The sequence below is a fragment of the Anaeromyxobacter diazotrophicus genome, from assembly GCF_013340205.1.
Taxonomy (GTDB): Bacteria; Myxococcota; Myxococcia; order Myxococcales; family Anaeromyxobacteraceae; genus Anaeromyxobacter_A; species Anaeromyxobacter_A diazotrophicus.
Window position 1 is genome coordinate 329571 of sequence record NZ_BJTG01000004.1, and the last position, 25091, is coordinate 354661.

Consider the following 25091-nt stretch of genomic DNA (forward strand, 5'->3'; position numbering starts at 1 on the left):
GAGTGGGGCCCCGGCGAGCTTGGCTCGACGGGGCGAGGGCGCAGCCCTCGAAAGGATCAACGTGAAGGACATCTTCAATTTCTTCGAGAAGCCGAAGGACCCGCTCTCGTTCTCGGCCATGCGCATCTCGCTGGCCAGCCCGGACAAGATCCGGCAGTGGTCGCACGGCGAGGTCAAGAAGCCGGAGACGATCAACTACCGCACGTTCAAGCCGGAGCGGGACGGCCTCTTCTGCGCGAAGATCTTCGGCCCCGTGAAGGACTACGAGTGCAACTGCGGCAAGTACAAGCGCATGAAGCACCGCGGGGTGGTGTGCGAGAAGTGCGGCGTCGAGGTGATCCAGTCCAAGGTGCGCCGCGAGCGCCTCGGGCACATCACGCTCGCCACGCCGGTGGCGCACATCTGGTTCCTGAAGAGCCTGCCGAGCCGCATCGGCAACCTGCTCGACATCACGCTCAAGGACCTGGAGAAGGTCCTGTACTGTGAGTCGTACATCGTCATCGACCCCAAGGAGTCCACGCTCCAGCGGGGCGAGCTCCTCTCCGAGGACCGCTACGGCAAGCTCCTCGACGAGCTGGGCGAGGACGCCTTCCTGGCCGGCATGGGCGGCGAGGCCGTCCTGCAGCTCCTGCGCGCCATCGAGGTGAACTCGCTCTCCGAGCTGCTCCGCAAGGAGATGCGCGAGGCCACCAGCGACGCCAAGCGGAAGAAGATCGCGAAGCGCCTCAAGGTGGTCGAGGCCTTCGTCGAGTCGGGCAACAAGCCCGACTGGATGATGCTCGAGGTCATCCCGGTCATCCCGCCCGACCTGCGCCCGCTGGTGCCGCTCGACGGCGGCCGCTTCGCGACCTCGGACCTCAACGACCTCTACCGGCGCGTCATCAACCGCAACAACCGCCTGAAGCGGCTCCAGGAGCTGAACGCCCCCGACATCATCATCCGCAACGAGAAGCGGATGCTGCAGGAGGCGGTGGACGCGCTCTTCGACAACGGGCGCCGCGGCAAGACCATCACCGGCCCGAACAAGCGCCCGCTCAAGTCGCTCTCCGACATGCTGAAGGGCAAGCAGGGCCGGTTCCGCCAGAACCTGCTCGGCAAGCGCGTCGACTACTCGGGCCGCTCCGTCATCGTGGTCGGCCCCGAGCTCAAGCTGCACCAGTGCGGCCTGCCGAAGATCATGGCGCTCGAGCTGTTCAAGCCGTTCATCTACAACAAGCTCGAGGAGAAGGGGTACGTCACCACCATCAAGAGCGCGAAGAAGATGGTGGAGAAGGAGCGCCCCGAGGTCTGGGACATCCTCGACGACGTGATCCGCGAGCACCCGGTGCTCCTGAACCGCGCCCCGACCCTGCACCGCCTCGGCATCCAGGCGTTCGAGCCGGTCCTCATCGAGGGCAAGGCGATCCAGCTCCACCCGCTCGTCTGCACCGCCTTCAACGCCGACTTCGACGGCGACCAGATGGCGGTCCACGTGCCGCTCTCCATCGAGGCTCAGATGGAGGCGCGCGTGCTCATGATGAGCACGAACAACATCCTCTCGCCCGCGCACGGCAAGCCCATCATCGTGCCGAGCCAGGACATCGTGCTCGGCATCTACTACATGACGCGCGAGCGTGCCTTCGCCAAGGGCGAGGGCAAGACCTTCGCGTCGCCGCAGGAGGTCCGCGCCGCCTACGACCAGGGCGAGATCGAGCTGCAGGCGAAGATCACCGTCCGCATGGACGGCAAGCGCGTCGACACCACGACCGGGCGCGTGCTGCTCTTCGACATCATCCCGAAGCGGCTGACCTTCGACGCCATCAACAAGGTGATGGACAAGAAGCAGCTCCAGAACCTCATCGACCTCACCTACCGCCTGTGCGGGGAGAAGGAGACCGTCCTCCTCGCCGACCGCGTGCGGTCCATGGGCTACGGCAACGCGACCAAGGCCGGCATCTCGATCGCGCTGTCGAACATGCACATCCCTCGGAAGAAGGGCGCCCTGCTCGACCGCGCCAGCGCCGAGGTGGCGGACATCGAGAACCAGTACACCGAGGGTCTCATCACCAAGGGCGAGCGGTACAACAAGGTCATCGACATCTGGGCGCAGGTCACCGAGGAGGTGGCCCAGGAGATGATGACCGAGATCGGGACCGAGACCGCCGTCGGGATCGGCAAGGACGGGAAGCGCGAGGAGCGCCGCCAGCCGTCCTTCAACCCGATCTACATCATGGCCGACTCGGGAGCCCGCGGCTCCGCCCAGCAGATCCGCCAGCTGGCCGGCATGCGCGGCCTCATGGCCAAGCCCTCGGGCGAGATCATCGAGACGCCGATCACCGCCAACTTCCGCGAGGGCCTCAACGTCCTCCAGTACTTCATCTCGACGCACGGCGCCCGCAAGGGCCTCGCCGACACGGCGCTCAAGACGGCCAACTCCGGCTACCTGACCCGCCGCCTGGTCGACGTGGCGCAGGACGCCATCATCACCGAGTACGACTGCGGCGCGATGGACGGCATCACCCTCGGCTCCCTGGTGGAGGGCGGCGAGATCATCGAGCCCATGGGCGAGCGCATCCTCGGCCGCGTGGCGCTGGAGGACATCGTCGACCCGTTCTCGAGCGCGGTGCTGGTGAAGGCGAACGAGGAGATCGACGAGGCCAAGGTCAAGGCGATCGAGAACGCCGGCATCGACAAGGTGCGCATCCGCTCGGTGCTGACCTGCCAGGCGCGGCGCGGCATCTGCGTCGAGTGCTACGGGCGAGACCTCGCCCGCGGGCGGAAGGTGAACATCGGCGAGGCGGTCGGCGTCATCGCCGCCCAGTCGATCGGCGAGCCGGGCACCCAGCTCACCATGCGCACCTTCCACATCGGCGGCGCGGCCTCCCGGCGCGCCGAGCAGTCCACGGTGGAGAACCGCAACCCCGGCGTCGTGAAGTTCTCGAACGTGAACGTGGCCAAGAAGAAGGATGGCACGCTCATCGTCATGAACCGCAACGGCGAGATCATCGTCGCCGACGACCAGGGCCGCGAGCGCGAGCGCTACGGCGTGGTCTACGGCGCCAAGGTGCTGGTCCGCGAGGGGCAGAAGATCGAGGGCAACACGCTGCTCGCCGAGTGGGATCCCTACTCGATGCCGATCATCACCGAGGTGGCCGGCCGCGTGAAGTACGGCGACCTCGTCGACGGCGTCACCTACACCGAGCAGCTCGACGAGGTGACCGGCCTCGCCCGCAAGGTGGTCATCGCCTCGAAGGACCCCGACGCGCGCCCGCGCGTGTCGATCAAGGACGACAAGGGCCAGACGCGCAACCTGCCCAACTCCGAGGCGCAGGCGCGCTACATGCTGCCCGAGGGCGCCAACATCGTGGTGAACGACGGCGACGAGGTCGACGCCGGCGAGATCATCGCCAAGATGCCGCGCGAGACCATGAAGACGAAGGACATCACCGGCGGTCTGCCGCGGGTGGCCGAGCTCTTCGAGGCCCGCAAGCCCAAGGAGCACGCCGTCATCTCCGAGATCGACGGCGTGGTGAGCTTCGGCAAGGACACCAAGGGCAAGCGCAAGGTCGTCATCACGCCCGAGGTGGACGGCAAGCTCCGCGGCGACCTGGGCAAGGAGTACCTGATCGGCAAGGGCAAGCACATCAGCGTGCACCAGGGCGACCGCGTCCGCGCCGGCGAGGCGCTCATGGACGGCGCCGCCAACCCGCACGACATCCTGAAGGTGCTCGGGGAGAAGGAGCTCGCGCACTACATGGTGGACGAGGTGCAGGAGGTCTACCGGCTCCAGGGCGTGAAGATCAACGACAAGCACATCGAGACCATCGTGCGGCAGATGCTGCGCCGCGTGCGGATCTCCGACGTGGGCGACACGAGCTTCCTCTCCGACGAGCAGGTCGAGAAGTTCGTGTTCGAGGAGGAGAACGACAAGGTGATGGCGGCCGGCGGGAAGCCGGCGCAGGGCGAGCCGCTGCTGCTCGGCATCACCAAGGCCTCGCTCTCCACCGAGTCGTTCATCTCGGCGTCCTCGTTCCAGGAGACGACCAAGGTGCTCACCGAGGCCGCCATCAGCGGCAAGGTGGACCACCTCCGCGGCCTCAAGGAGAACGTCATCATGGGCCGGCTCATCCCCGCCGGCACCGGGCTCGGCGCCTACAAGCACCTCGACATCGAGGTCGAGACGCCGGTCGACGCGGTGGAGCAGGCCGAGGAAGCGCTGGCGGTCGCCGGCGAGGACTAGCGGAAACTACCGCGGTCGGGTCGCACTCGAGGTCCGGTCCCTGATGGGGGCCGGACCTCGTGCTTTTCAGGTTGGCGTGTTGAGGGCAGGAGGCGAGGGCCTGGCAGGACGGCCTCTCGGGTGCTGTGCGATCGAGCACGCCCCATCGGAGACCGCCACCTTGATGACAAACAACTTTCGATGCTTACCCTTCTCGAACCTAGAGGCTCCGTCTGGGAGGCTAGCCAGAGGCTCGGCACGCTCCATATTCGCGCGACACCCTTCCGTTCTGGCTGGTGTGCGCTCCAGATGGCAACTGCCGATAATGCCCAGTCTCAGCGGGGCTGGACGAAGATTGACTCGACAGGTCCAGTATCTTAAACTGACGTTACGTAACCTACCCCCTCGGTCTTCCCAAGGTCTCGTCGCGTCGGAAAAGGTGAGGAAATGAGGACTGCCACCCCCCAGCGCAGCAGCAGAGAGTTCGAGGAGCTCGCCCCGTACCTCAAGGCCGTGCGCGACTACCCGCCGTTGACGCGCGAGGACGAGCACGCGCTCGCGCTGCGCGCTCGCCGCGGCGAGGGCTCCGCGAAGCAGAAGCTGGTCCGCCACAACCTCGCGTTCGTGGTCGCCATCGCCCGCAAGCAGCGCCGCGGGACGGTCCGGCTCGACGACCTCATCCAGGAGGGCAACGTCGGGCTCATGCGCGCGGTCGAGAAGTTCGATCCGCACGCCGGGACCCGCTTCTCGACCTACGCGGTGTGGTGGATCCGCGCCTACATCGGGAAGTACCTCAAGGAGGCGCGCTCCACCGTGCGGCCGCAGAGCGGCACGGTCGCGCAGCCGGACCTCTCGCTCGACAGCGCCATCGACGAGGAGGGGGACGTCACCCACCTCGAGCGCATCGAGGACGACGGCCCCGGGCCGGAGGACACCTACCTCTCGGCCGAGGGCGACCGCGAGGTGCGCGACGCGCTCGGCAAGGTGCGCAAGCGGATCGGCGAGCTGGGCTGGGACATCGTCCACAACCGGCTGCAGCAGGACTCGCCCAAGACGCTGGAGGAGATCGGCAAGCGCTGGGGCGTGTCGCGCGAGCGCGTCCGCCAGGTCGAGCTCAAGACGAAGCAGTTCCTGAACCGGTACCTCGAGCCGGTCGGGCACGACTCCGACCTGGAGAGCGCCGCCTAGCGGCGGCCCTCGGCTACTCGGTCCTTCCCGGGCCCGCCACCGCGCAGGTGGCGGGCCCGGTCTCGTCTCGGGCTCCGGCGCGGCGGTCCGCGCCTCGGTCGCGCCGGTCCGCGGCGCGGCGCCCCGCGCGCGCGGCCGCGTCCGGGGCCGCGACGATCCATGTCCCGGCGCCGGGCACGGGGGCTGCACCGTGCGTCCGGCATGGTCGAGCAAGAGGCGGCGCGGGGGGAGCGGCGACCGCCCGGCAGCCGCCGCATCCCGGCGCAGCTCTGGGACGCGGCGGCGGAGGCGCGCCGCCTGCGCGAGGAGGCGGCCGCCGAGGCCGGGCGCCTGCTCCAGGCGGCGCGTGAGGAGACGGAGAGGCTGCGGGCCGCGGCCGCAGAGGCTGGGAGGGAGGAGGGCCTCGCGCGCGCCACCGAGCTCGTCGCCCGCGCCGCGCTCGCGCGCGAGCGGCTCCTGGCGGGCGCGCGGGCGGAGCTGGCGGACCTCGCGCTCGAGCTGGCCCGCCGGATCGTGACGCGCGCCGCGGCGCTCGACCCCGAGGTGGTGATCGAGCTGGCGGGCCGCGCGCTCGAGGTCGCGCGCGGCCACTCCGCCCTGACCGTGCGCGCTCACCCGGAGGACCTCGCCGCCCTCCGCGCGGCCGAGCCGCGGCTCGCCGGCGGCGCGGGCGGGGGGCGCGCCCTCGCCTGGGCCGCTGATCCGGCGCTCGCGCGCGGCGAGGTGCGGGTCGAGACCGAGGCGGGCGCGGTGGACGCCCGCCTCGCGCCGCAGCTCGAGGCGCTCGGCCGCGCGCTGCGGGCCGAGGAGGACGGCTGGTGAGCCCGCTCGGCCTGCGCGCCCGCCTGGCGCGGGCGCCCGAGCGGGCGCCGCTCGCCTGGAGCGGGCGGGTGGTGGAGCTGACCGGCCTCGCGGTGCGCGCCGCCCTCGGCCCGGTCCGGCGGGGGGAGCTGTGCCTGGTCGCCCGCGGCTGCGCCCCGCCGCTGCCGGCGGAGGTGGTGGGCTTCCGCGGCGAGGAGGCGGTGCTCCTGCCGCTGGGCGAGACGCGCGGGCTGGCCCTCGGCGCGGCGGTCACGCCCACCGGGCGGCCGCTCTCCTTCGGCGCCGGGCGCGCGCTGCTGGGGCGGGTCCTCGACGGCCTCGGCCGGCCGATCGACGGGGGCCCCGCGCCGGTCGGGCTCGTCCCGTGGGCGGTGGAGCGCCCGGCGCCGCCCCCGCTCGCGCGCCGGCGGGTGTCGGCGCCGCTCGGGCTCGGCGTGCGCGCGCTCGACGCGCTCCTCACCGCCGGCGAGGGGCAGCGGCTCGGGCTGTTCGCCGGCGCCGGGGTCGGCAAGTCGACGCTGCTCGGGCAGATCGCGCGCGGCACGGCCGCGGAGGCGGTGGTGGTGGGGCTCGTCGGGGAGCGCGGCCGCGAGGTGCGGGACTTCGTGGAGGGGGCGCTCGGGCCGGAGGGGCTGGCGCGGAGCGTGGTGGTGGCGGCCACCAGCGACGCGCCGGCGCTGGTGCGCCTGCAGGCGGCGCACGTGGCCACCGCGCTGGCGGAGTGGTTCGCCGAGGTGGAGGGGCGGCGCGTGCTGCTGCTCCTCGACAGCCTCACCCGCTACGCGCGCGCGCAGCGGGAGGTCGGGCTGGCCGCGGGGGAGCCGCCGGCGCGCCAGGGCTACCCGCCGTCCGTGTTCGCGGCGCTGCCGCGGCTGCTCGAGCGCGCCGGGCAGCGCGCGCGGGGGACGGTGACGGCCGTCTACACGGTGCTGGTGGCGGGCGGGGATCTGGAGGAGCCCATCGCGGACGAGGTGCGCGGCATCCTCGACGGCCACGTGGTGCTCGATCGCGGCCTGGCCGCGCGCGGCCGGTTCCCGGCGGTGGACGTGCTGCAGAGCGTGTCGCGGGTCATGCCGCAGGTGGTGAGCGCGCGCCACGGGGCGCTGGCCGCGCGCGCGCGGCGGCTCCTCGCCGCGCTGGACCGGCAGCAGGATCTGCTCGCGCTCGGCGCCTACCGGGCCGGGAGCGATCCCGAGGCGGACGAGGCGCTCCTCCGCCGCGGGGCCCTGGAGCACCTCCTGGCGCAGGAGGCGGCGGAGGTGACGACGCTGGCGGAGGCGATCGCGGCGCTCGAGGAGGCGCTCGCGTGAGGACCGGCGGCGCGCTGGCGGCCCTGGTCGCGGTGCGGCGGCGCGAGGAGGAGCGGGCCGGGGCGGCGCTCGCGGAGGCGCTCGGGCGGGAGGAGCGCGCCCGCGCGGGTGCGCGGGCGGCCGCGGCGGCGCTGGCGGCCGGCCCGGCGCCGGGCCCGGCGGCGGCCGCGGCGCTGCTGGGGGAGAGCCGCTTCCGGGCCAGGCTGCGCCACGCGCTGGCGCTCGCCCAAGCGACCGCGGCCGCGGCGAGCGCGGAGGCGGCCCGGGCGCTCGCGGCGCACGCCGGGGCGCGGGCGGCGCGGGAGCTCGCCGAGCGCTTCCGCGAGCGCCGGGAGGCCGCGCGGCGGGCGAGCCGGGCGCGCGCCGCCGAGCGCGAGCTGGAAGATCGCCCTGCGCCGCGGGGCGGCGCCGGCTGGCCTTGAGCACCGCGCCGGGGTCAGCGCAGGTCGAAGCGGCCCGAGCCCTGGCGGCAGGAGATGCGGAGCGCGCGCGGACGGTGGTCCCGGGGAGGCGCCTCGTCGCCCTTTCGGAACGACGACACGGACAGCACGACCAGGTCCTGCGGCCGCAGGGTGGGCTGCGCGTACCGCCAGCCGTCGTCGAGCGTCAGCACCACGTCCTCCCAGTTGCGGTCCGAGTCGTTCCGGACGAGCAGCTGGGTGCCCATGATGGAGTCGCGGTTCACCTGCACGTCGGCGCCGAGCGCGTTGTGCTGGCCGGGCGTGGCGCAGGAGCCCCACAAGGTGAGGAGCGAGAGCACCGCCCATGCGGCGACGATGCCGGCCCGCATCTTGAAGAACCGGTCGGAGCGGCGGAAGCCGTCGGCCAGGTCGGCCGCGCGCGCGCGCCAGCCGCCGAGGACCTCGGCCGCGGCGGAGAGCCGGCCGTCCTGCGCCGGAGGTTCGGTGCGCGTCGCCATGCGGCCGATCGTAGCTCTGCGGGGCGGAGGGCGACAAGCGCTCGTCCAGCGCTCAGCTCGAGCCCTCGACGCCCGGCGCGGCCACCGCGTCGTCGACGTCGCCGCCCGCGCCGCCCAGCTCCCGGTGCAGCGCGATGATGCGGCTCCGCACCTCCCGCAGGAGGGCGGACTTGTCGGGGAAGTCGGCCGGGGTGAGCGGGGCACCCACCGCGACCCGCACCCGGCCCGGGCGCACCGAGAGCCGGCCCTTGGGGTTCAGGGCCGCCGCCCCGGCGATGGCGATGGGGACCACCGGCACCCCGGCCTCCATCGCCACCACGAACGGCCCCTTCTTGAACGGCTGCACGCGGCCGTCGGGGCTGCGCGTGCCCTCGGGGAAGACGATGAGCGAGGTCCCCTCGCGCACGATCCGGCCCGCCTGCTGCAGCGCGGCGACGGCGCGGGCACGGTGGCGCCGGTCGACCGCCACGAAGCGGGCCATCCGCAGGTACCACCCGAAGACCGGGATCCGGAACAGCTCCTGCTTGGCGATGAACCGGAGTCCGTTCCGCGGCACGGTGCGGAAGAGCAGCCAGATGTCGAGGGCGCTCTCGTGGTTGCTGGCGTAGATGGCGGGCCCGTCGGGGAACCCCCGCGGCGCGAGCACCTCGACCGTGACCCCGCACAGCCAGAGCGCCGAGGGGGCCCACATCCGGCGGGCCAGCCAGACCGAGAAGTCGGCCGAGCCGGTGAAGAGCATCGGCGGCAGCTGGACCAGGAAGAAGAAGGCCATGGAGACGGCGGCGTACGCCGCGACCGCCACCCCGCGGAGGCGCGCGCTCATCGAGCTACCGCCGGCCGCGAGGCCGGCTCCGGGAGTGGTTCATGGCGCGGCAGTCATAGCACGCGCGCGGCGCCGATCCCCCGCCGGCCGGCCGGCGCGCTACACTGGGGAGGTGCACGTGCCCCCGCGCCTGCAGCCGGTCCTGGTGGCCGACGCCCCCGCGCTGGCCGAGCTCCTGCGCGCGCTCGCGGCCGAGCCGGTCGTTGCCCTCGACACCGAGTCGAACAGCTTCCACGTCCTGCGCGAGCGCGTCTGCCTCATCCAGCTCTCGACGCGGGGCGGCGACTTCGTGGTGGACCCCTTCGCGGTCGACGTCCGGCCGCTCGGGCCGGTGCTGGCGTCCGCCCAGGCCATCGTGCTCCACGGCGCCGACTACGACGTGCGCTGCCTCAAGCGCGAGTACGGCTTCGGGCTCCCCGCGCTCTTCGACACCATGGCGGCCGCGCGGCGGCTCGGCCGGCCCGGCCTCGGGCTCTCGGCGCTGGTCGAGCAGCACTTCGGGGTGAAGCTGGCGAAGGACTTCCAGCGCTCGGATTGGGGCCGCCGCCCGCTCTCGGCCGAGCAGGTCCGCTACGCCGCGCTCGACACCCACTTCCTGCTGCCGCTGTTCGACCTGCTCGCGGGGGAGCTCCGGGAGCGCGGGCTGTGGGAGCCGGCCCGCGAGGAGTTCGCCCGCATCGCCGCCGTCGAGCCCCGCCCGCGGGTGTTCGACCCGGAGGGCTGGCGCAGGCTCAAGGGGTCGCGCGACCTCGACGCCCCCGGCCGCGCCGTGCTGCGCGCCCTGTGGCTCCTGCGCGAGGAGCGGGCGGGCGCGCTCGACCGGCCGCCGTTCAAGGTCATGCCGGAGCAGGCCATGCTGGAGGTGGCGCGTCGCCGGCCGCGGACGGAGGCGGAGCTCCTGCGCATCCCGGGGCTCACCACGGTGGTGCTGCGGCGGATGGGCGAGGGGCTGCTCGCGGCCGCGGCGCAGGGCGGTCGCTGAGCGCCCACTCCGCGCGGCGCCTCGCGCGCCGGCCCGGCGTCGGCCGGCGCTAGAACGCCACGCCTTCGCGCGGCGGCGGCACCGGGATCGCGCCGTCGATGGCGAGCGGTCCGCCGGCCCACAGCGCGCGGTAGACGGCGGCGTCCGCCGCCACGGCCTTCACGTAGCGGCGGGTCTCGCGGAAGGCGATGTCCTCCACCCAGACGTCGAGCGGCTCGCCGGCGGCGGCCCGCCCCCAGGCGGCGGCGGCGGCCGGGCCGGCGTTGTAGGCCGCGAGGGCGGCGCAGCGCTCCTGGAACCGGTCCACGAGGAGGCTGAGGTACGCCGCCCCGAGCGGCACGCTCACCTCCGGCCGCTCGAGCTCCGCCACGGCGCTCGGCGGGAGCTCGTGGGCCAGCGCCAGGCGCTCGGCGGTGGGGGGGATGAGCTGGACGAGGCCGACCGCGCCGGCCGCGCTGCGCGCGTCGGGGCGGAAGGCGGACTCGCGCCGCATGACCGCCAGGTACAGATCCGGGTCGAGCCCCGCCTGCGCCGCCGCGGCGGGCAGCAGGCCGGGGAAGGCGCGCGGGTAGAGCCAGCGCAGCGCGCGCCGCGTCGGCGCCAGGTGGTCGCGCGCCATGCGGAAGGGGAGCTCGGCGTCCCCGGCGGCCTCCGCCAGCTGGGCCACCGCGGCGGCGCGGTCCCGCGCCTCGCGCGTGGCGGCCAGCGCGCGCAGCTCGGCCACCGCCTGGGCGGGCAGCCCGGCCCCCAGGAGCCGCGCCGCCCGTGACAGCAGCTCGCCGCCGCGGCCATGGCCGGGCCCGTCGGGGAGGGCGCCCGGCGCCGGGGAGGCGAGCGCGGCCGGGCGCTCGCCCAGCGCCGCGAGCCGGCCCGCGGCGAGCAGCGCGTACCAGCTCCCGGGCGCGGCCTCGCGCAGCGCCGCGCGGTAGAGCGCCGGGGCGCGCGCCTTCGGGGCGAGGCGCGCCTGCCAGTAGAGCGCGCCGGCGGCGAGCGGACCGGGCGCGAGGCGCGAGAGCGCGCGGGCGGCGGCGTCGCGCCGGCCGAGGCGGTAGAGCGACCACGCCTCGAACCAGCGCGCGTCGTCGGCGCGGCGGGCCTTGGGGTGCTCGCGGGCGAAGGCGCGCAGGAGCCCGGCCGCCTTCGCGTAGGCGCCCGCGTCGTAGTAGAGCCAGGCCGAGAGGAAGGCCGCCTCGTCCGGCAGCTCGCGCGCCTGGGCCGCGGGCACGCCCGGGATGTCGCCGCGGACGCGGGCGAGGAGCCGGTAGCGGCGGGCGGCGTCGTCCACCTGCCCGGAGCGGGCGGCGGCGCGCGCCAGGACGAGCTCGGCGCCGGCGCGCGTCCCGGGCGCCGCGGCGGGGTCGCGCTGGAGCTCCTCCGCGAGCGCGCGCGCCTGCTCGCGGCGGCCGAGCTGCAGGAGCGCCAGCGCGCGCAGGAGGACCCCGCGGCTGCGCGGCTCGGGCGGCGGCGCGCTGGCGGCGAGGCGGTCGAGCGTCTCGACGGCGCGGCGCGGGAGCGAGAGCTCGAGGAAGCGGGCGGCGCGGGCGAGCCGCTCCTCGGCGGTGGGTGGGGGGACCGCGCCCCCCGCCGCGCGCCAGGCGAGCAGCGCGCGCCCGGCGTCCCGGCCGGCGGGGTCCGCCGGCTGCTCGACCCACAGCGCCCGGTAGACCGTCACCGCGCGCGCCGGCTCGCCGGCATCGCGCAGCGCGGCCGCGAGCGAGAGCCGGAGGCCGTACGCGGCGGGCCCCGCCGGCTCGGCCGAGAGGAGCGCCTCGTAGGCGCGGGCCGCGCGGGCCGCGCTGCCGGCGGCGAGCAGGGCGTCCGCCTCGCGCAGCCGCGCGCGGCGCGCCAGCGTCCCCTGGCCGAGCGCCGCCACCTCGGCGAAGCGCGCCGCCGCGGCGCCGGGGTGGCCGGCGTAGAAGAGCGCCTCGGCCGACTCCAGGCGCGCCACCGCGGCGAGGGCCGGATCCGCGAGGCGCGGCGCGGCGCGGTCGAGCGCCTGGAACGCCTCCCCGAACCGCGAGGCCTCGCGAAGCGCGAGCCCGAGCGCCAGCTCCGCGCGCGCGCCGGGCGCCCCGCCGGGCACCGCCGCGAGGGCGGTGCGCGCCGCGATCTCGGCGCCCGCCGCGTCCCCCTCCGCCAGGGCCTGTGCGCTGGTGCTCACCCCCTCCAGCCAGACGGCGAGCCGAGGGGTCGCGCTGGGCGTCGCGCCCCCGGCCGGGGTGGACGTGATCAGGATCAGGCCCGCCGCGATGACCCGGGTCACGCTAACCGCGCGCGAAGCAAGCGGTCGGTCCGGGGTGCCGAAAAGGCGCGTACCGCGCCAATGCCAGCGCGGGCGCGGGGGATTGACACCAGGTGATGCGAGGCAGCATATAGCCCGCACGCTCCAACACCGATGGGCGGGCCTGGGGCCCGTAGGTTGGTCGGTCATGGCGTCCCCACGTCGAGGCTGCACGAGGGGAGTCTCGGTGCGCACACCGGGCAGGAAGCGTCCTGCTCCTCGCCGCACCGGACACTTTTCGAGGAGGTCGACGTGCTGGCCAAACCTTGCCCGAGCGAGCTCACCGCGCCCATCAATCCGGATCGCGGCGTGGAAGGCCACCGCAACCTCTTCTGCAACTATTACGACGGCTGCCTCGACGAGGCAGTGAAAAAGGGCTGGAACAGCTGGTCGTGCACCCGCTGTGAGCTGTTTGCCCTCGAGGCCGAGGTCGGCGAGGGCCTCGAGAGCTACGCCACCCAGCGCCGCCTGGGCTGATCAGTCGGTGTAGACGACCGCGATGTAGAGCAGCCCGGCGCCGTACCGTCCGCGCTCGCCCATCGCGACGCCCACCCCCGCCCGCCCGAAGCGCCGGTCGCCCACGTTCTTCGAGCGCGCGGCGCCGTCCGCCCGCGCCCCCAGGAACGCGTCGACCGCCGCCACCTTGCGGCCGAGCGCCAGGGCGCGGTCCGCCAGGTCCCCGGGCGCCGGGTCGCCCCGGCGCGCCATCGCGCGTGCCCCCTCGCGGGCGAGCTCGTCGAGGCGCGGGTCGGACGCCAGCGCCCCCCCGCCCAGGCGGGCGCGCTCGCGCCAGAGCGCCTCGCGGACCCGCGCCTCCGGGGTCAGCCGATCGTCGGTGCCGTCCTCCACCGGCGCCAGGAAGATCTCGGTCAGGTAGACGACGCGCTCGCCCCCCGGGAGCTTGCCGCGGGCGATGCCGCAGCCCACCCGCGTCACCTCGCGCGACAGGATGTTCTGGCGGTGCGCCGGGCTCTCCTCCGCCGCGCGGTGGGCGGAGAGGGCGCTCGGGCCCATGGCGACGTTCTCGAGCGCCAGCGCGAACGCGATGCGCGCCCGGTGCAGGCGGTCCGCGGGCGTCCCGGAGCCCGGCAGCACGTGCGCGAGGACCCCGGCCGCGAGCATCGCCTCGCTGTGGCGGCGCGCCGCCGCGGTGAGCTCCGCGCTCGCCTCGAGCGGCGGCAGGCCGGCGCCGGCGCGGGTGGCGTTCACCGCGGCGACCACCCGCGCCTCCGCCGCCGCGCGATCGGCCGGATCGCTCTCGTCGCCCTCGCCGGGTCGCCCCAGGGGCGCGCCGCCGCACGAGACGGTGAGCAGCGCCGCCACCTGCGGCCCGCGCGGGCCGTCGCCGACCACCTCGACCAGCCAGCGCCCCCGCGCGTCGAAGCGGAGGGAGGCGCTGAACGACCGCCCGGCGCCGCTGGCCGGCACGGTGCGGCTCGCGCCGGAGGGCGCGGTGACGTGGACGGTCGGCCGCTCGAGCCCCTCGAGCTCGCCGCGCAGGACCGCGGTCGCCCCGAGCGCCACCTCGCGCGGGAAGGGCTCCAGCGCGACCGGGCGCCGCGACAGGAGCAGCACGAGGTACGCCCGGCGGCCGCGGATCACCGCCCCGGCCCCGGCGTGGGTGAAGGCCGGCCCCGCCTCGCGGAGCTCTCCGGCGAGGGCCTCCGCGGCGCTCGCCGGATCCGCCTCCACCAGGTGGACCACCGGGGCGGGGTCGTAGGAGAGGGCGCCCGCGAGCGCGAGCCGGACGCGCTCGCGCGAGAGCGGCTCGCGCGCGCCGTCGGCCGCGCCCGAGGCCAGCGCCCGCGCCGCCACCGCCAGCGCGGCGGAGGGGCGGGGGCGGGGCGCGAGCCGCGCCAGCGCGGCCTCGAGCGCGGCGCGCTCGAGCGCGCTCGGGGCGTCGGACGGCTCGGGACCGTAGCGGCCGCGCGCGGAGAGCGCCGGGGCGGCGGGGGAGGACGGGGGCGCGCCGGGCGGGGGCGCGCCGGGCGGGGGCGCCGGGGCCGGGGCGGGCGGGGCGTGGCCGCACGCCAGCGCCAGGGCGAGGAGCGCCAGCGCGCCCGGGCGGCGGCGGCCGGTCACCGCTCGACCGGTCCCACGCGCACGTCGAGCCCGCTCGCGACGGGCCGCCCGAGCCGGGCGTTCACCCGCGCGCAGAGGGCGGGCGCGAGCCGCTCGACCTCGTCGGCCCAGCCGCGGCTGGAGGCGACGGCGAGCAGCCGCCCGTCGCGGGCGACCGCTCGCACCGACACCTCCCGGGCGAGCGGCCAGCCGCACGCCTCGGAGAAGGCGGCCGCCACGGCGGTCAGGCGCGCCTCGCGCCGCCCGGCGAGCGCATCGGTGAGGACGGTGGCGATCGGTCGGCCGCGGCCGCGCATGGAGCGCGAAGCTAGGGCGAGCGGTGCGGCGGGGTCAAGGCGAGCGGGTGGGCCCCGCGCAGCCGTCCCTTGGGGCCGTGCGTCAACGTGCCGCGCGAGCGGCGGCCGCCCCGGGCCCCCCACAGGTGCGACATTCCTGCTAGATTCGCCGCCATGAGCACGCCGGCCGGGAGCCTGGAGGCCGCCGCCCCGAGCGCGGCGCGCGAGCCAGTCTGGCCGCACGTCCGGGGCGGGCAGCCGGACCGGATCAAGCTCTCCTGGCTCATCAAGCTGCACTGGGGCGGGATCGTCGGCCAGTCGCTCGCCATCGTCTCGGCCCGCTGGGTGGTCGGCATCGACGTCCCGCTCCTGGCGCTGTTCGGGATCCTCGGCTTCGAGGTGGTGGAGAACGTCGGCCTCGAGCTGTGGCTGCGGCGGGGAGGGCAGGTCGGCGAGCGCTTCATCGCCACGGCGATGTTCACCGACGCCTTCATCCTGACCGCGCTCCTGGCGCTCTCCGGCGGCTACTCGAACCCGTTCTCGACGATGTACCTCGTGAACGTGGCGCTCGCGACGGTGCTGCTCGACGCGGCCTGGGCCTGGGCCATGCTCGGCACCAGCCTGGCGCTGTTCGGCTCGCTCTTCGGGCTGCACCACCTCGGCGTGCTGCAGGTGCTCTCGTCCCTGGACCACGCCGAGATCATGTCGCTCCACATGCAGGGCATGTGGGTCTCCTTCGCGGTGGCGGCGGCCTTCATCGTGTACGTGGTGGCGCGGGTCCAGCTCGCCCTGACGCAGGTGGAGGAGGCGCTGGCGGCCGAGCGCAGCCTCTCGGCGCGGAAGGACAAGGTGGCGTCGCTCGCGACGCTCGCCGCGGGGGCGGCGCACGAGCTCTCCACGCCGCTCTCCACCATCGCGGTGGTGGTGAAGGAGCTCATGCGGTCCGCCGAGAAGAGCGGCGCGTCCTCCTCGTCGCTGGAGGACCTGGCGCTCATCCGCGAGCAGGTGAAGCGCTGCCGCGACATCCTCCACCACATGTCGGCCCAGGCGGGCGAGAACGCCGGCGAGCCCATCGTGGAGCTGCCGCTCGCGAGCTGGGTGGACGAGGCGATGGCGTTCCTGCCCGACCCGACGCGGGTCGAGCTGCGGACCGACGCCGACCTCGCGGCCCACGCCGTCGCCGGGCCGCCGCGCGGGCTGGCCCGGGCGCTGCGCAGCCTGCTCAAGAACGCGGTGCAGGCCTCCGCGCCGGGCAAGCGCGTGCTGCTGCGCGTCGAGGTCGAGGGCGGCGCCGTCCGGGCGCAGGTCATCGACCAGGGCTGCGGCATGCCGCAGGAGATCCTGTCGCGCGCCGGCGAGCCCTTCTTCACGACCAAGGTCCCCGGCGAAGGCATGGGCCTCGGCCTCTTCCTCACCCACACCCTCGCGGAGCAGCTCGGGGGGAACCTCGAGCTCAAGTCGATGCCCGGCTCGGGCACCACGGCCACTCTCAAGCTGCCGGTGACGTTCCGCGTTCCGGCCGCGCCACAACGCAGGAGCGAAGCCCCATGACCACCACGCCCCCTCCCCAGACCCCCGAGCCCTCCAAGGACGCCTCGCCCAGCATCCTCCTCGTCGACGACGACGTGACGCTGCGCGAGCGGCTCGCCCGCGCGCTGCGCGAGCGCGGCTTCGACGTCCGCACCGCCGGCAGCGCCGACGAGGCGATGGAGCAGGTGCGCGCCGACTCGCCCGAGATGGCGGTGATCGACCTCCGCATGCCCGGCCGCAGCGGCCTCGACCTGCTGCGCGACATGCGCGAGCACGACCCGGCCACCCGCGTCCTCGTCCTCACCGGGTACGGCAGCATCGCCACCGCGGTCGAGGCCACCAAGCTCGGTGCCGAGGGCTACCTGCCGAAGCCGGTGGACGCGGACGAGCTCCTGGCCGCCTTCGCCAAGAACGGGCCGCAGCCGGCGCCGGACCACTTCGCCACCCCGTCGCTGGCCCGGGCGGAGTGGGAGCACATCCAGCGCGTGCTGGTGGACTGCGGCGGCAACATCAGCGAGGCGGCCCGCCGCCTCGGCATCCACCGCCGCTCCCTGCAGCGCAAGCTGCAGAAGTACCCGCCCGCGCGGTAGGCGGCGCGCGAGCCGGGCGCGGGCGCGCGGCGAGCCTTAGGCTCTCCGCCATGGTCCTCGCCGCCGTCCGCGACCTGCTCTTCCGATCCAAGATCGACGCCGCCGCCCGCCGGCTCGGGGTGGAGGTCGCGTTCGCCCCGCGCGGCGTGCCGCTCGCGGCCGCCGCCCGGGAGCGCGCGCCGGCGCTGGTGCTCGCCGACCTGGGGGAGCCGGGCGCGCTGCAGGAGCTGCGCACCCTCCTGGCCGAGCGGCCCGGGGCGCGGGTGGTGGGCTTCCTCGGCCACCTCCGCACCGACCTGCGCGACGAGGCGCGCGGCGCCGGGGTGGAGGAGGTCCTCACCCGCGGGCAGCTGGCGTCGAGCCTCGACGAGGTGCTCTCCAGCGCCGCGCCCTGACGCATCGAACCCTTTGCGCGGCCGGCGCCTCTCACGGCCAGGGCGCGGCTCCGCGCGCCACGAGGAGGTCCCGCATGGGCGACAGCCCGGTCGTCGAGATCACCGAGCAGAACTTCAAGCCGACGGTGGACCGGGACGGCATCGTCCTCGTCGACTGGTGGGCGCCCTGGTGCGGGCCGTGCCGGGCGTTCGGGCCCATCTTCGAGCAGGTGGCGGCGCGGCACCCCGACCTCACCTTCGGCAAGGTGAACACCGAGGTGGAGCAGCAGCTGGCGGCCGCCTTCGAGATCCGCTCCATCCCGACGCTCATGATCCTGCGCGACCGCGTGCTGCTCTTCTCGCAGCCGGGCGCGCTGCCGGGGCAGGCGCTGGAGGAGCTCATCGGCAAGGTGCGCGCGCTCGACATGGAGCAGGTGAAGGCCGAGATCGCGGCGCAGCAGAAGAGCGCCGCCGCTCCCGAAGCCTGAACGGCGCGAGGCGGCGACCCGTGCCGGGTCCGCCGCCTCGGTGCCGCCGAATCGCGCTACGGGAAGCCGTCAGTAGCTCTTCCCGCCGGAGCTGCCGGTCGAGGTGTCGCCGGAGTTGCCGGACGGCGCGTTGCCGCCGGACGTCGAGCTGGACGAGCTGTCGCCCGAGTTGCCCGAGGGCGCGTTGGCCGCGCCGTGCGGGGAGTGGTGCATCTTCTTCGAGTGCTTCTTGGTGGTGGTGGTCGAGGAGCTGCTCTCGTCGCTCGAGCCCGTCGAGCCGGTCGACCCGGCGGTGTCGCTGCTGCCGGTGCCGGTGCCGGTCGCGGTGCCGGTGCCGGTCGAGGTCGTGTCGCTCGTGCTGCCGGTGCCGCTCGAGGACGACGATGAGCCGCGGTCGAGCGAGCCGGAGGAGCTGGACGAGCCGGAGCCGCCCATCGCGCCCGAGGACGTGATGTCGAGGCTCTTCACCTGCAGCGTGTCGCCGGACCCGGAGTAGCTGGCCCGGACCTGGTCGCCCTCCTTGATGTCGTCCATCGAGGCGCGGGAGCCGTCGCGCATCACCTTGGTGCTGGAGTCGAGCTTCAGCTTGCGATCGCTGCCGGAGAGCGTGAGCTCGTTGTTGCTGCGATCGAACCGTTGCACCTTGCCCGCGAGCGCGTCGAAGTGGCCGCTCGTGCTGGAGGTGGACGGGTCGGTGGACGCGCTCGCGCCCGAGGTGGTCGACCCGGAGCCGGTGCTCATCGAGCCCGCGCCGGTGCCCATCGAGCCCGTGCCCATCGAGCCCGCGCTGTTGTCGGTGGTGTTGCCGGGCGAAGCGGTGGAGCTGCCGCTGCCGGTGGTGCCCGTCGCGCTGCCGCTCGTGTCCGTGTTGCCGGTCGTGCCGGTGGAGCCGCTCTGGGCCTTCGCCTGACCCGAGAGGAGCGCCAGCGCGGCGGCGAGGCCGAAGCCCCAAGCCATCTTCTTCATGCGTTTCCCCCTTCGTGGTGGGTGCTGCGTCCTTTCACGGTAAGAACGGGAATCCCCAGGGGACAGAGGCGTTTGCGGTCCACGGCCGCCCCGGCGAGCGCCTGGCGAACGGGGGGCGCTGCTGTCAGACCGCCTTGCTACCTGAACATGCGAGCAGTTATCGTGCTGGAGGGTGACGGGCATGGCCGGGAACGCGCGCGACATCATCGAAGGGCTGCGCGAGCAGATCCGGCGCCTCGAGCGCCGGGCGCCGGCGCGGGCTGGCCACGCGCCGAGCGGCCGGGCGGAGGTGGACGCCCTCCTCCCGGGCGGCGGGTTTCCCCGCGGCGCGCTCTCCGAGCTCGCGGGCGGCCCCGCCAGCGGGAAGACGGCGGTCGCGCTCTCGGCGCTCGCCGCGGCGATGGGCGAGGGGGGGCTCGGCGCCTGGGTGGACGGGCGGGGCGAGCTCTACCCGCCCGCCGCCGCGGCGCTCGGGCTCGACCTCCAGCGGCTGCTCGTGGTGCGGCCGGCCGGCGCCACGGCCGATCCCTGGAGCGCGCTGTGGGCGGCCGAGGCGCTCCTGGGGAGCGGGGCCTTCGAGGCGGTGGTGCTCGACGTGCCGGCGGCTGGCCAGGCGCGCGCGCCGGGCGGGGCGGCGATCGAGGCGCTGCTGCAGCGGCTGCGCGCGGCGGCGGAGAAGGGCGGGGCGGTCGCGCTCTGGCTCGGGGTGCCCGGCGGCCCGCGCGTCCCGGCGGCGCTCCGGCTCGACCTCTCCGCCGGGCCTCGCGGGACGGAGGTGCGGCGCGCCTTCGCCCGCGGCGCGGCGGAGGGGCCGCCGCGCGCGGCGCCCCCCGGGGCGAGCCATGCAGCTTGAGCTCGGCGTGCTCGCCGCGCCGGCGCCGGCGGCGAGCGGCCCGCGCGTCCTCGCGCTGTGGGCGCCCGACCTCCCGCTGCAGCGGCTCCTCCGCGCCCGCGAGGCGGCGGGGTCCGGCCGGGGCGGGCCGCGCCCGCCGCTGGCGGTGGAGCGGGAGGGGCGGGTGGTCGCGTGCGAGGCCGAGGCGCGCGCCCGCGGGGTCCGGCCGGGCGACGCGCTGGTGCAGGCGCGGGCCGCCTGCGCCGGGCTGGAGGTGGTCCCCGCCGACGAGGCGGCCGACCGCGCCGCGCTGGAGGGGCTCGCCGAGGCGCTCCTCGCCCTCGCTCCGGCGGTCGAGGTGGCGCTCCCGGACGCCCTCCTCCTCGACGCCAGCGGCGCGCACCTACTCGGCGCCGGCGCGGCGGGCGAGCGGGCGCTCCTCGAGCGCGCGGTGGCCGTCGCCGACGAGCTCGGGCTGCGGGTGAGGGCGGCCCTCGCCCGGGGGCGCGGGCCGGCGCGCGCGCTCGCCCGCCACGGGCGCGGCGCGCCCATCGCGGCGGCGGGCGACGCCACGGGCGCGCTGGGGCCGCTCCCGCTGGCCGCGCTCGAGCTCCCGGCCGCCATGGCCGAGCGGCTGGCCGCGCTGGGCCTGCGGCAGGTGCAGGACCTGGCGCGCCTGCCGGTCGAGGCGCTGGCGCACCGCTTCGGCGCGGCCGGGCTCGCCGCCTGGCGCCTCGCGCACGGCGACGACCCGTCGCCGCTCGTGCCCCACGTCCCGGCGCGCCTCCCCGAGGAGCGGCTCGAGCTGGAGGCGCCGCTCGAGAGCGCGGAGCCGCTCCTGTTCGCGCTGAAGCGCCTCGCCGATCGGCTGGCAGCGCGGCTGGCGGGGCGCGGGCTGGGGGCGACGCGGCTCGCGCTCGCGCTCCGCCTCGATCCCGCCGGCGAGGAGCGGCTCGAGCTGGCGCTGGCGCTCCCCTCCGCCGCCGCCGCGCGGTGGCTCCTCGTGCTGCGCGAGCGGCTCGGCGCGCTGCGGCTGCCCGGCGCGGTGAGCGCCGTGACGCTGGCGGTGGCCGAGGCGGCGCCCGCCGCGCGCGAGCAGCTCGCCCTCGGCGATCGCCCCGAGCAGCTCGCGGCGCTCGAGACGGTGCTGACCCGGCTCGCGGCGCGGCTCGGCGACGAGGCGCTCTTCGCGGCCCGGCTGGCCGATCGCCACCGGCCGGAGGCCGCCTACGCGCCGGCCGCGTTCACCGGGAAGCCGCCCGCGGCGCGGGGCGGCCGGCCCCCGCCCCCGGCGGAGCCGGCCGAGGGCTGCGCGGCCCCGGCCGAGCGCCCGACCCGGCTCCTCGCCCACCCCGAGCCGCTCGTCGCGCTGGGCGAGGGCGGGCGGCTCGCGGCGGTGCGCGCCTTCGGCCGGACGCTGCGCGTGCTGGCGCTCTCCCCCGCCGAGCGCCTCGCCGGCGAGTGGTGGACGGAGCCGTTCGACCGCGACTACCACCGGGCGCGGCTGGAGGGGCTGGGGGACTGCTGGATCTTCCGCGACGCCGGCGACGGCCGGCTCTGGCTGCACGGCTTCTTCGACTGAGAGCGCCCCGATGGCCCCCCTGCGCTACGCCGAGCTGCGCTCCAAGTCCTGCTTCTCCTTCCTCCGCGGGGCGAGCCAGCCCGAGGAGCTCGTCGGCTGCGCCGCCGAGCTGGGCCTCTCCGCGCTCGGCCTCGCCGACGTGAACGGGCTCTACGGCGCCGTCCGGGCCCACGCCGAGGCCGCGCGCCGGGGGCTCCCGCTCGTGGTCGGGGCCGAGCTCTCCTGCCTGGGCCTCTCGCCCGGCCCGTTCCCGACGGCCCCGCTCGTGCTCCTGGCGATGGACCGCGAGGGCTACGCCGGGCTGTGCCGCCTCCTCTCCGAGGCGCACTGCGGCGCGCCGCCGGGCGGGGAGGGCGAGGCGCCGGCTCGGCGCCCGGCGGTCGATCTCCCGTTCGCGAAGGTGGCCGAGCGGGCGCGCGGCCTGTTCGCGCTCTACCCGGGGACGGACCCGGCCGCCGCAGAGCGGCTGCGCGACGCCTTCGGGCGCCGGCTGGCGCTCGCGGTGGAGCGGCACCACGTGGCGGGCGAGGAGGCGCGCATCGCGGCCGCGCGCAGCCTCGCGGCCCGGCTCGGCCTCGCGGTGGCGGTGACGAACGACGCGCACACCCACGACCGGGGCCGGCAGCCGCTCCAGGACGTCCTCACCTGCATCCGCCTCGGGACGACGCTCGACCGGGCTGGGCGGCGGCTCTTCCCGAACGCCGAGCGGACGCTCAAGGGGCCGGAGGAGATGGCGCAGCTGTGGCCCGACTTCCCCGAGGGGCTCGAGGCGGCCGCCGCCATCGCCGAGGCCTGCCGCTTCCGGCTCGACGAGATCCGGGGGGAGCACCCGTTGCCGCCGGTGCTGGCAAGCCCGGGGGAGGCTCGTAGGGCGGGGGCTTGCCCCCCGCCGGCGTGGCGGGCAAACCCGACCTCGACCTCGACCTCGACCACGACCGCGACCACGACCACGACCGCGACCACGACCGCGACCGCGACCACGACCACGACCTCGACCGCGACCGCGACCGCGACCGCGACGGGACTCCTCACCGGCATGCCGCTCCTCCGCGCCCTGGTCGAGGACGGCGCCCGCTGGCGCTGGAAGGGCGAGCCTCCCGAGGATGTCCGGCGGCAGATCGCGAAGGAGCTCGCGCTGGTCGAGCAGCTCGGGTACGCGAGCTACTTCCTCACGGTCTGGGACATCGTCCGGTTCGCGCGCGAGCGCGGCATCCTGTGCCAGGGCCGGGGCAGCGCCGCCAACTCGGTCCTCTGCTACTGCCTCGGGATCACCTCCATCGACCCGGTGCGGATGGGGCTCCTCTTCGAGCGCTTCATCTCGGTCGAGCGCGGCGAGCCGCCCGACATCGACGTCGACTTCGAGCACGAGCGGCGCGAGGAGGTGCTCCAGTACGTCTACCAGCGCTACGGCCGCGACCACGCCGGCATGGTCTGCGAGGTCATCGGCTACCGCGGCAAGTCGGCGCTGCGCGACGTGGGCAAGGCGCTCGGGCTCGCGCCCGGGCAGCTCGACCGGCTCGCCAAGCTCCTCGGATCCTACGAGGACCTCGCGCAGGTGACGCCGGAGCTGCTCGCCCAGGCGGGCCTCGACGCGAAGGGCTCGCCCGCGGTCCGGCAGACGCTGCGGCTCGCCGGCGAGCTGCAGGGGTTCCCGCGCCACCTCTCCATCCACGTGGGCGGCTTCGTCGTCACCCGCCGGCCGCTCTGCGAGACGGCGCCGCTCGAGCCGGCGGCGATGGCGGGGCGCACCATCCTGCAGTGGGACAAGGACGACATCGCCGAGCTCGGGCTGCTCAAGGTCGACCTGCTCGGCCTCGGCATGCTGACCGCGCTCTCGCGCTGCCTGAAGCTCCTCGCCGCCCACCGGCCCGCGCCCGCCCTGCCCACGGACACCCCGTGGCCGGAGACCCTGGCCGAGATCCCGGCCGAGGACCCCGCCGTCTACGAGATGGTCTCGCGCGCCGACACCGTCGGCGTGTTCCAGGTCGAGTCGCGGGCGCAGATGTCGCTCCTGCCGCGGCTCAAGCCGCGCTGCTTCTACGACCTCGTCATCTCGGTGGCCATCATCCGGCCGGGGCCGATCCAGGGCGGCATGGTCCACCCGTTCCTGCGCCGCCGCGACGGCCTCGAGCCGGTGCGGTACCCGTACCCGCCGCTCGAGCCGGTGCTGGCGCGGACGCTCGGGGTGCCGCTCTTCCAGGAGCAGGCGATGCGGCTGGCGGTGGTGGCGGCGGGGTTCACGCCGGGCGAGGCGGACGAGCTGCGGCGCGTGATGACCCACAAGCGCTCGCAGGAGCGGATGGAGGCCATGCGGGCGCGCCTGGTGGCCGGGATGGCCGAGCGGCACATCCCCCGCCCGGACGCCGAGGCCATCTACCAGCAGCTGCTCGGCTTCGCCGGCTACGGCTTCCCCGAGTCGCACGCCGCCTCGTTCGCGCTCCTCGTCTACGCCTCGGCCTGGCTGAAGCGGTACCACCCGGCCGCCTTCGCCTGCGCGCTGCTGGACAGCCAGCCGATGGGCTTCTACGCCCCGCACACGCTCGTCGAGGACGCCAAGCGCGCCGGGGTGGAGGTGCGCGGGGTGGACGTGGTCCGGTCCGGCTGGGAGTGCACGCTGGAGGGGGCCGAGGCGGGCGCCGCCGCGCGGGAGGGGGAGCGGCCGGCGCTGCGGCTCGGGCTCGCGACGGTCCAGGGGCTGCCCCGGGCGGTGGGCGAGGGCGTCCTCGCCGCGCGCCGCGCTCGCCCCTTCGGCTCCATGGCGGACCTCGCCCGCCGCGGCGGGCTCTCGCCGGCCTGGCTCGAGCGGCTCGCCCAGGCCGGCGCGCTGCGCGGCTTCGAGGTGCAGCGGCGCCGGGCGCTGTGGAGCGCGCTCGCGGTCGGCCCCGCGGCGCGCGAGGGCGATCTCCTCGCCGGCGCGCCGGTCGAGGAGCCCCCGGCCGGCCTCCCGCCCGCGAGCGCCTCCGAGGAGGTGGCGGCCGACTACGCCTCGCTCGGCCTCTCCGAGCGCGCGCACCCCATGGCGATGCTCCGGCCGCGCCTCGCCGCCCGGCGGGTGCGGACGGCCCGCGAGCTCCCCCGCCTCGCCGATCGCGCCGCCGTCGAGGTGGCCGGCCTCGTCATCGTGCGCCAGCGGCCGGCCACCGCCTCGGGCCTCGTCTTCGTGAGCCTGGAGGACGAGACGGGCATCGCCAACCTCGTCCTCATGCCCGACGTCTACGAGCGGTTCCGCGCGCTGGTGCGCGGCTCGGCCTTCCTGGTGGCGCAGGGCAGGGTGGAGCGCAACGGCCAGGTGGTGAACGTCCGCGTGCGCTCGGTGTCCCCGCTGCCGCTCGCCCCCGAGATCGCGCCCCAGGCGCGCGACTTCCACTAGCCCGTGAATGGCCCGCCCGCCTCGCGCGTCCGCTATGATCCCCACGCCCGGCAGGCTCGCCGGGCGTCCCTCCAGCCGCTGCACCCGGAGTCAACCATGCGCCCTCTCGCCCTCGCCGCCGCCGTCCTCCTCGCCGCCCCGGCCCTCGCCGCGGACACCGTGCAGATCCAGGTGACCGGCCGCGGGTTCGAGCCGCAGCAGGTGAAGGCGAAGAAGGGGCAGCCGACCACGCTCGTCTTCACCCGCACCTCCGACCGAACCTGCATCACGGCCGTGGACATCCCCGCCGAGAACGTGAAGCAGCTCGAGCTCCCGCTCGGCAAGCCGGTGAGCGTCACCATCACCCCCAAGCAGAAGGGCATCGAGAAGTTCCACTGCTCTGCCATGGGGATGGGGGGAGGGAAGATCGTCGTCGAGGACTGACGGACAGCCGCCGGCGCGCCCGCTCGGCCTGCTCGCCCGGCGACCCACCCGTGATA

The 25091-nt window shown here is 75.7% G+C and carries 21 protein-coding genes; 15 read left to right on the top strand and 6 right to left on the bottom strand.

Translation table 11 applies throughout. The annotated features are described in order from the left end of the window. Nucleotides 1–61: 61 nt before the first annotated feature. The 5 genes from rpoC (at nucleotide 62) to HWY08_RS10170 (ending at nucleotide 7940) form a co-directional block, all read left to right on the top strand. A complete protein-coding gene (gene rpoC / locus HWY08_RS10150; protein ID WP_176064744.1) occupies nucleotides 62–4219 on the top strand; it encodes a DNA-directed RNA polymerase subunit beta' in 4158 nt (1385 codons plus the stop codon). A gap of 426 nt (nucleotides 4220–4645) precedes the next feature. Beyond that, complete coding sequence (locus HWY08_RS10155) at nucleotides 4646–5386, top strand: sigma-70 family RNA polymerase sigma factor (protein ID WP_176064745.1); 741 nt, start codon at nucleotides 4646–4648, stop codon at nucleotides 5384–5386. A gap of 201 nt (nucleotides 5387–5587) precedes the next feature. Then, on the top strand, nucleotides 5588–6208 hold the full coding sequence (locus HWY08_RS10160) for a FliH/SctL family protein (protein WP_176064746.1): 621 nt from the start codon (nucleotides 5588–5590) through the stop codon (nucleotides 6206–6208). Next, on the top strand, nucleotides 6205–7518 hold the full coding sequence (locus HWY08_RS10165; protein WP_235969560.1) for a FliI/YscN family ATPase: 1314 nt from the start codon (nucleotides 6205–6207) through the stop codon (nucleotides 7516–7518). The genes HWY08_RS10160 and HWY08_RS10165 overlap by 4 nt, the downstream gene beginning before the upstream one ends. Next, the gene (locus HWY08_RS10170; RefSeq protein ID WP_176064747.1) at nucleotides 7515–7940 is read left to right on the top strand and encodes a hypothetical protein; all 426 of its coding nucleotides are present in this window, start codon (nucleotides 7515–7517) and stop codon (nucleotides 7938–7940) included. The genes HWY08_RS10165 and HWY08_RS10170 overlap by 4 nt, the downstream gene beginning before the upstream one ends. 14 nt (nucleotides 7941–7954) lie before the next feature. On the opposite strand, the gene HWY08_RS10175 is transcribed toward HWY08_RS10170, so the two are convergent. Both HWY08_RS10175 and HWY08_RS10180 read right to left on the bottom strand, forming a co-directional pair. Further along, on the bottom strand, nucleotides 7955–8437 hold the full coding sequence (locus HWY08_RS10175) for a hypothetical protein (RefSeq protein ID WP_176064748.1): 483 nt from the start codon (nucleotides 8435–8437) through the stop codon (nucleotides 7955–7957). Nucleotides 8438–8489: 52 nt separating this feature from the next. Then, nucleotides 8490–9260, bottom strand: coding sequence for a lysophospholipid acyltransferase family protein (locus HWY08_RS10180; RefSeq protein ID WP_176064749.1), 771 nt, complete (start codon nucleotides 9258–9260; stop codon nucleotides 8490–8492). Between the two features lie 112 nt (nucleotides 9261–9372). Between HWY08_RS10180 and HWY08_RS10185 the strand changes: the two genes are divergently transcribed. Further along, complete coding sequence (locus HWY08_RS10185; RefSeq protein ID WP_176064750.1) at nucleotides 9373–10242, top strand: ribonuclease D; 870 nt, start codon at nucleotides 9373–9375, stop codon at nucleotides 10240–10242. A 49-nt stretch (nucleotides 10243–10291) separates the two neighbouring features. On the opposite strand, the gene HWY08_RS10190 is transcribed toward HWY08_RS10185, so the two are convergent. Further along, the gene (locus tag HWY08_RS10190) at nucleotides 10292–12505 is read right to left on the bottom strand and encodes a transglycosylase SLT domain-containing protein (RefSeq protein ID WP_176064751.1); all 2214 of its coding nucleotides are present in this window, start codon (nucleotides 12503–12505) and stop codon (nucleotides 10292–10294) included. Nucleotides 12506–12775: 270 nt separating this feature from the next. On the opposite strand from HWY08_RS10190, the gene HWY08_RS10195 reads away from it, so the two are divergent. Further along, complete coding sequence (locus tag HWY08_RS10195) at nucleotides 12776–13000, top strand: hypothetical protein (RefSeq protein WP_176064752.1); 225 nt, start codon at nucleotides 12776–12778, stop codon at nucleotides 12998–13000. Here the strand turns inward: HWY08_RS10195 and HWY08_RS10200 are convergent, their stop codons facing one another. Beyond that, nucleotides 13001–14605, bottom strand: a complete 1605-nt coding sequence (locus HWY08_RS10200) for a CAP domain-containing protein (protein WP_235969561.1) — start codon at nucleotides 14603–14605, stop codon at nucleotides 13001–13003. Next, entirely contained in the window at nucleotides 14602–14901 is a 300-nt protein-coding gene (locus HWY08_RS10205; RefSeq protein ID WP_176064753.1) for a DciA family protein, read from the bottom strand. The genes HWY08_RS10200 and HWY08_RS10205 overlap by 4 nt, the downstream gene beginning before the upstream one ends. Nucleotides 14902–15054: 153 nt before the next feature. Between HWY08_RS10205 and HWY08_RS10210 the strand changes: the two genes are divergently transcribed. The 4 genes from HWY08_RS10210 (at nucleotide 15055) to HWY08_RS10225 (ending at nucleotide 17862) form a co-directional block, all read left to right on the top strand. After that, on the top strand, nucleotides 15055–16431 hold the full coding sequence (locus HWY08_RS10210) for an ATP-binding protein (RefSeq protein WP_176064754.1): 1377 nt from the start codon (nucleotides 15055–15057) through the stop codon (nucleotides 16429–16431). Then, nucleotides 16428–17000, top strand: coding sequence for a response regulator transcription factor (locus HWY08_RS10215; RefSeq protein ID WP_176064755.1), 573 nt, complete (start codon nucleotides 16428–16430; stop codon nucleotides 16998–17000). Before HWY08_RS10210 ends, HWY08_RS10215 begins: the two co-directional genes overlap by 4 nt. A 50-nt stretch (nucleotides 17001–17050) precedes the next feature. Next, nucleotides 17051–17395, top strand: a complete 345-nt coding sequence (locus tag HWY08_RS10220; RefSeq protein WP_176064756.1) for a hypothetical protein — start codon at nucleotides 17051–17053, stop codon at nucleotides 17393–17395. A 74-nt stretch (nucleotides 17396–17469) separates the two neighbouring features. Next, a complete protein-coding gene (locus HWY08_RS10225) occupies nucleotides 17470–17862 on the top strand; it encodes a thioredoxin family protein (RefSeq protein ID WP_176064757.1) in 393 nt (130 codons plus the stop codon). Nucleotides 17863–17931: 69 nt separating this feature from the next. On the opposite strand, the gene HWY08_RS10230 is transcribed toward HWY08_RS10225, so the two are convergent. Next, nucleotides 17932–18828 (bottom strand): hypothetical protein, encoded by an 897-nt coding sequence (locus HWY08_RS10230; protein WP_176064758.1) that lies wholly within the window; start codon nucleotides 18826–18828, stop codon nucleotides 17932–17934. 181 nt (nucleotides 18829–19009) lie between these two features. Here HWY08_RS10230 and HWY08_RS10235 point away from each other — a divergent pair, with 181 nt between their 5' ends. The 4 genes from HWY08_RS10235 to HWY08_RS10250 all read left to right on the top strand — a co-directional run bounded on the left by HWY08_RS10235 (nucleotide 19010) and on the right by HWY08_RS10250 (nucleotide 25035). Next, on the top strand, nucleotides 19010–19681 hold the full coding sequence (locus HWY08_RS10235) for a hypothetical protein (protein ID WP_176064759.1): 672 nt from the start codon (nucleotides 19010–19012) through the stop codon (nucleotides 19679–19681). After that, entirely contained in the window at nucleotides 19671–21242 is a 1572-nt protein-coding gene (locus HWY08_RS10240; RefSeq protein WP_176064760.1) for a Y-family DNA polymerase, read from the top strand. The genes HWY08_RS10235 and HWY08_RS10240 overlap by 11 nt, the downstream gene beginning before the upstream one ends. A 10-nt stretch (nucleotides 21243–21252) precedes the next feature. Continuing rightward, nucleotides 21253–24612 carry an error-prone DNA polymerase gene (locus HWY08_RS10245; RefSeq protein ID WP_176064761.1) on the top strand — a complete coding sequence of 1120 codons (3360 nt, stop codon included), beginning with the start codon at nucleotides 21253–21255 and terminating at the stop codon, nucleotides 24610–24612. A 96-nt stretch (nucleotides 24613–24708) separates the two neighbouring features. Next, nucleotides 24709–25035 (top strand): cupredoxin domain-containing protein, encoded by a 327-nt coding sequence (locus HWY08_RS10250; RefSeq protein WP_176064762.1) that lies wholly within the window; start codon nucleotides 24709–24711, stop codon nucleotides 25033–25035. The last annotated feature ends 56 nt before the right edge of the window (nucleotides 25036–25091 follow it).

Bases quoted from the DNA above. Each gene is read 5' to 3' on its own strand.
- HWY08_RS10155 (WP_176064745.1), top strand. From the start codon at position 4,646: ATGAGGACTGCCACCCCCCAGCGCAGCAGCAGAGAGTTCGAGGAGCTC.
- HWY08_RS10160 (WP_176064746.1), top strand. From the start codon at position 5,588: ATGGTCGAGCAAGAGGCGGCGCGGGGGGAGCGGCGACCGCCCGGCAGC.
- HWY08_RS10175 (WP_176064748.1), bottom strand. From the start codon at position 8,437: ATGGCGACGCGCACCGAACCTCCGGCGCAGGACGGCCGGCTCTCCGCC.
- HWY08_RS10180 (WP_176064749.1), bottom strand. From the start codon at position 9,260: ATGAGCGCGCGCCTCCGCGGGGTGGCGGTCGCGGCGTACGCCGCCGTC.
- HWY08_RS10205 (WP_176064753.1), bottom strand. From the start codon at position 14,901: ATGCGCGGCCGCGGCCGACCGATCGCCACCGTCCTCACCGATGCGCTC.
- HWY08_RS10210 (WP_176064754.1), top strand. From the start codon at position 15,055: ATGAGCACGCCGGCCGGGAGCCTGGAGGCCGCCGCCCCGAGCGCGGCG.
- HWY08_RS10215 (WP_176064755.1), top strand. From the start codon at position 16,428: ATGACCACCACGCCCCCTCCCCAGACCCCCGAGCCCTCCAAGGACGCC.
- HWY08_RS10220 (WP_176064756.1), top strand. From the start codon at position 17,051: ATGGTCCTCGCCGCCGTCCGCGACCTGCTCTTCCGATCCAAGATCGAC.
- HWY08_RS10225 (WP_176064757.1), top strand. From the start codon at position 17,470: ATGGGCGACAGCCCGGTCGTCGAGATCACCGAGCAGAACTTCAAGCCG.
- HWY08_RS10230 (WP_176064758.1), bottom strand. From the start codon at position 18,828: ATGAAGAAGATGGCTTGGGGCTTCGGCCTCGCCGCCGCGCTGGCGCTC.
- HWY08_RS10235 (WP_176064759.1), top strand. From the start codon at position 19,010: ATGGCCGGGAACGCGCGCGACATCATCGAAGGGCTGCGCGAGCAGATC.
- HWY08_RS10240 (WP_176064760.1), top strand. From the start codon at position 19,671: ATGCAGCTTGAGCTCGGCGTGCTCGCCGCGCCGGCGCCGGCGGCGAGC.
- HWY08_RS10245 (WP_176064761.1), top strand. From the start codon at position 21,253: ATGGCCCCCCTGCGCTACGCCGAGCTGCGCTCCAAGTCCTGCTTCTCC.
- HWY08_RS10250 (WP_176064762.1), top strand. From the start codon at position 24,709: ATGCGCCCTCTCGCCCTCGCCGCCGCCGTCCTCCTCGCCGCCCCGGCC.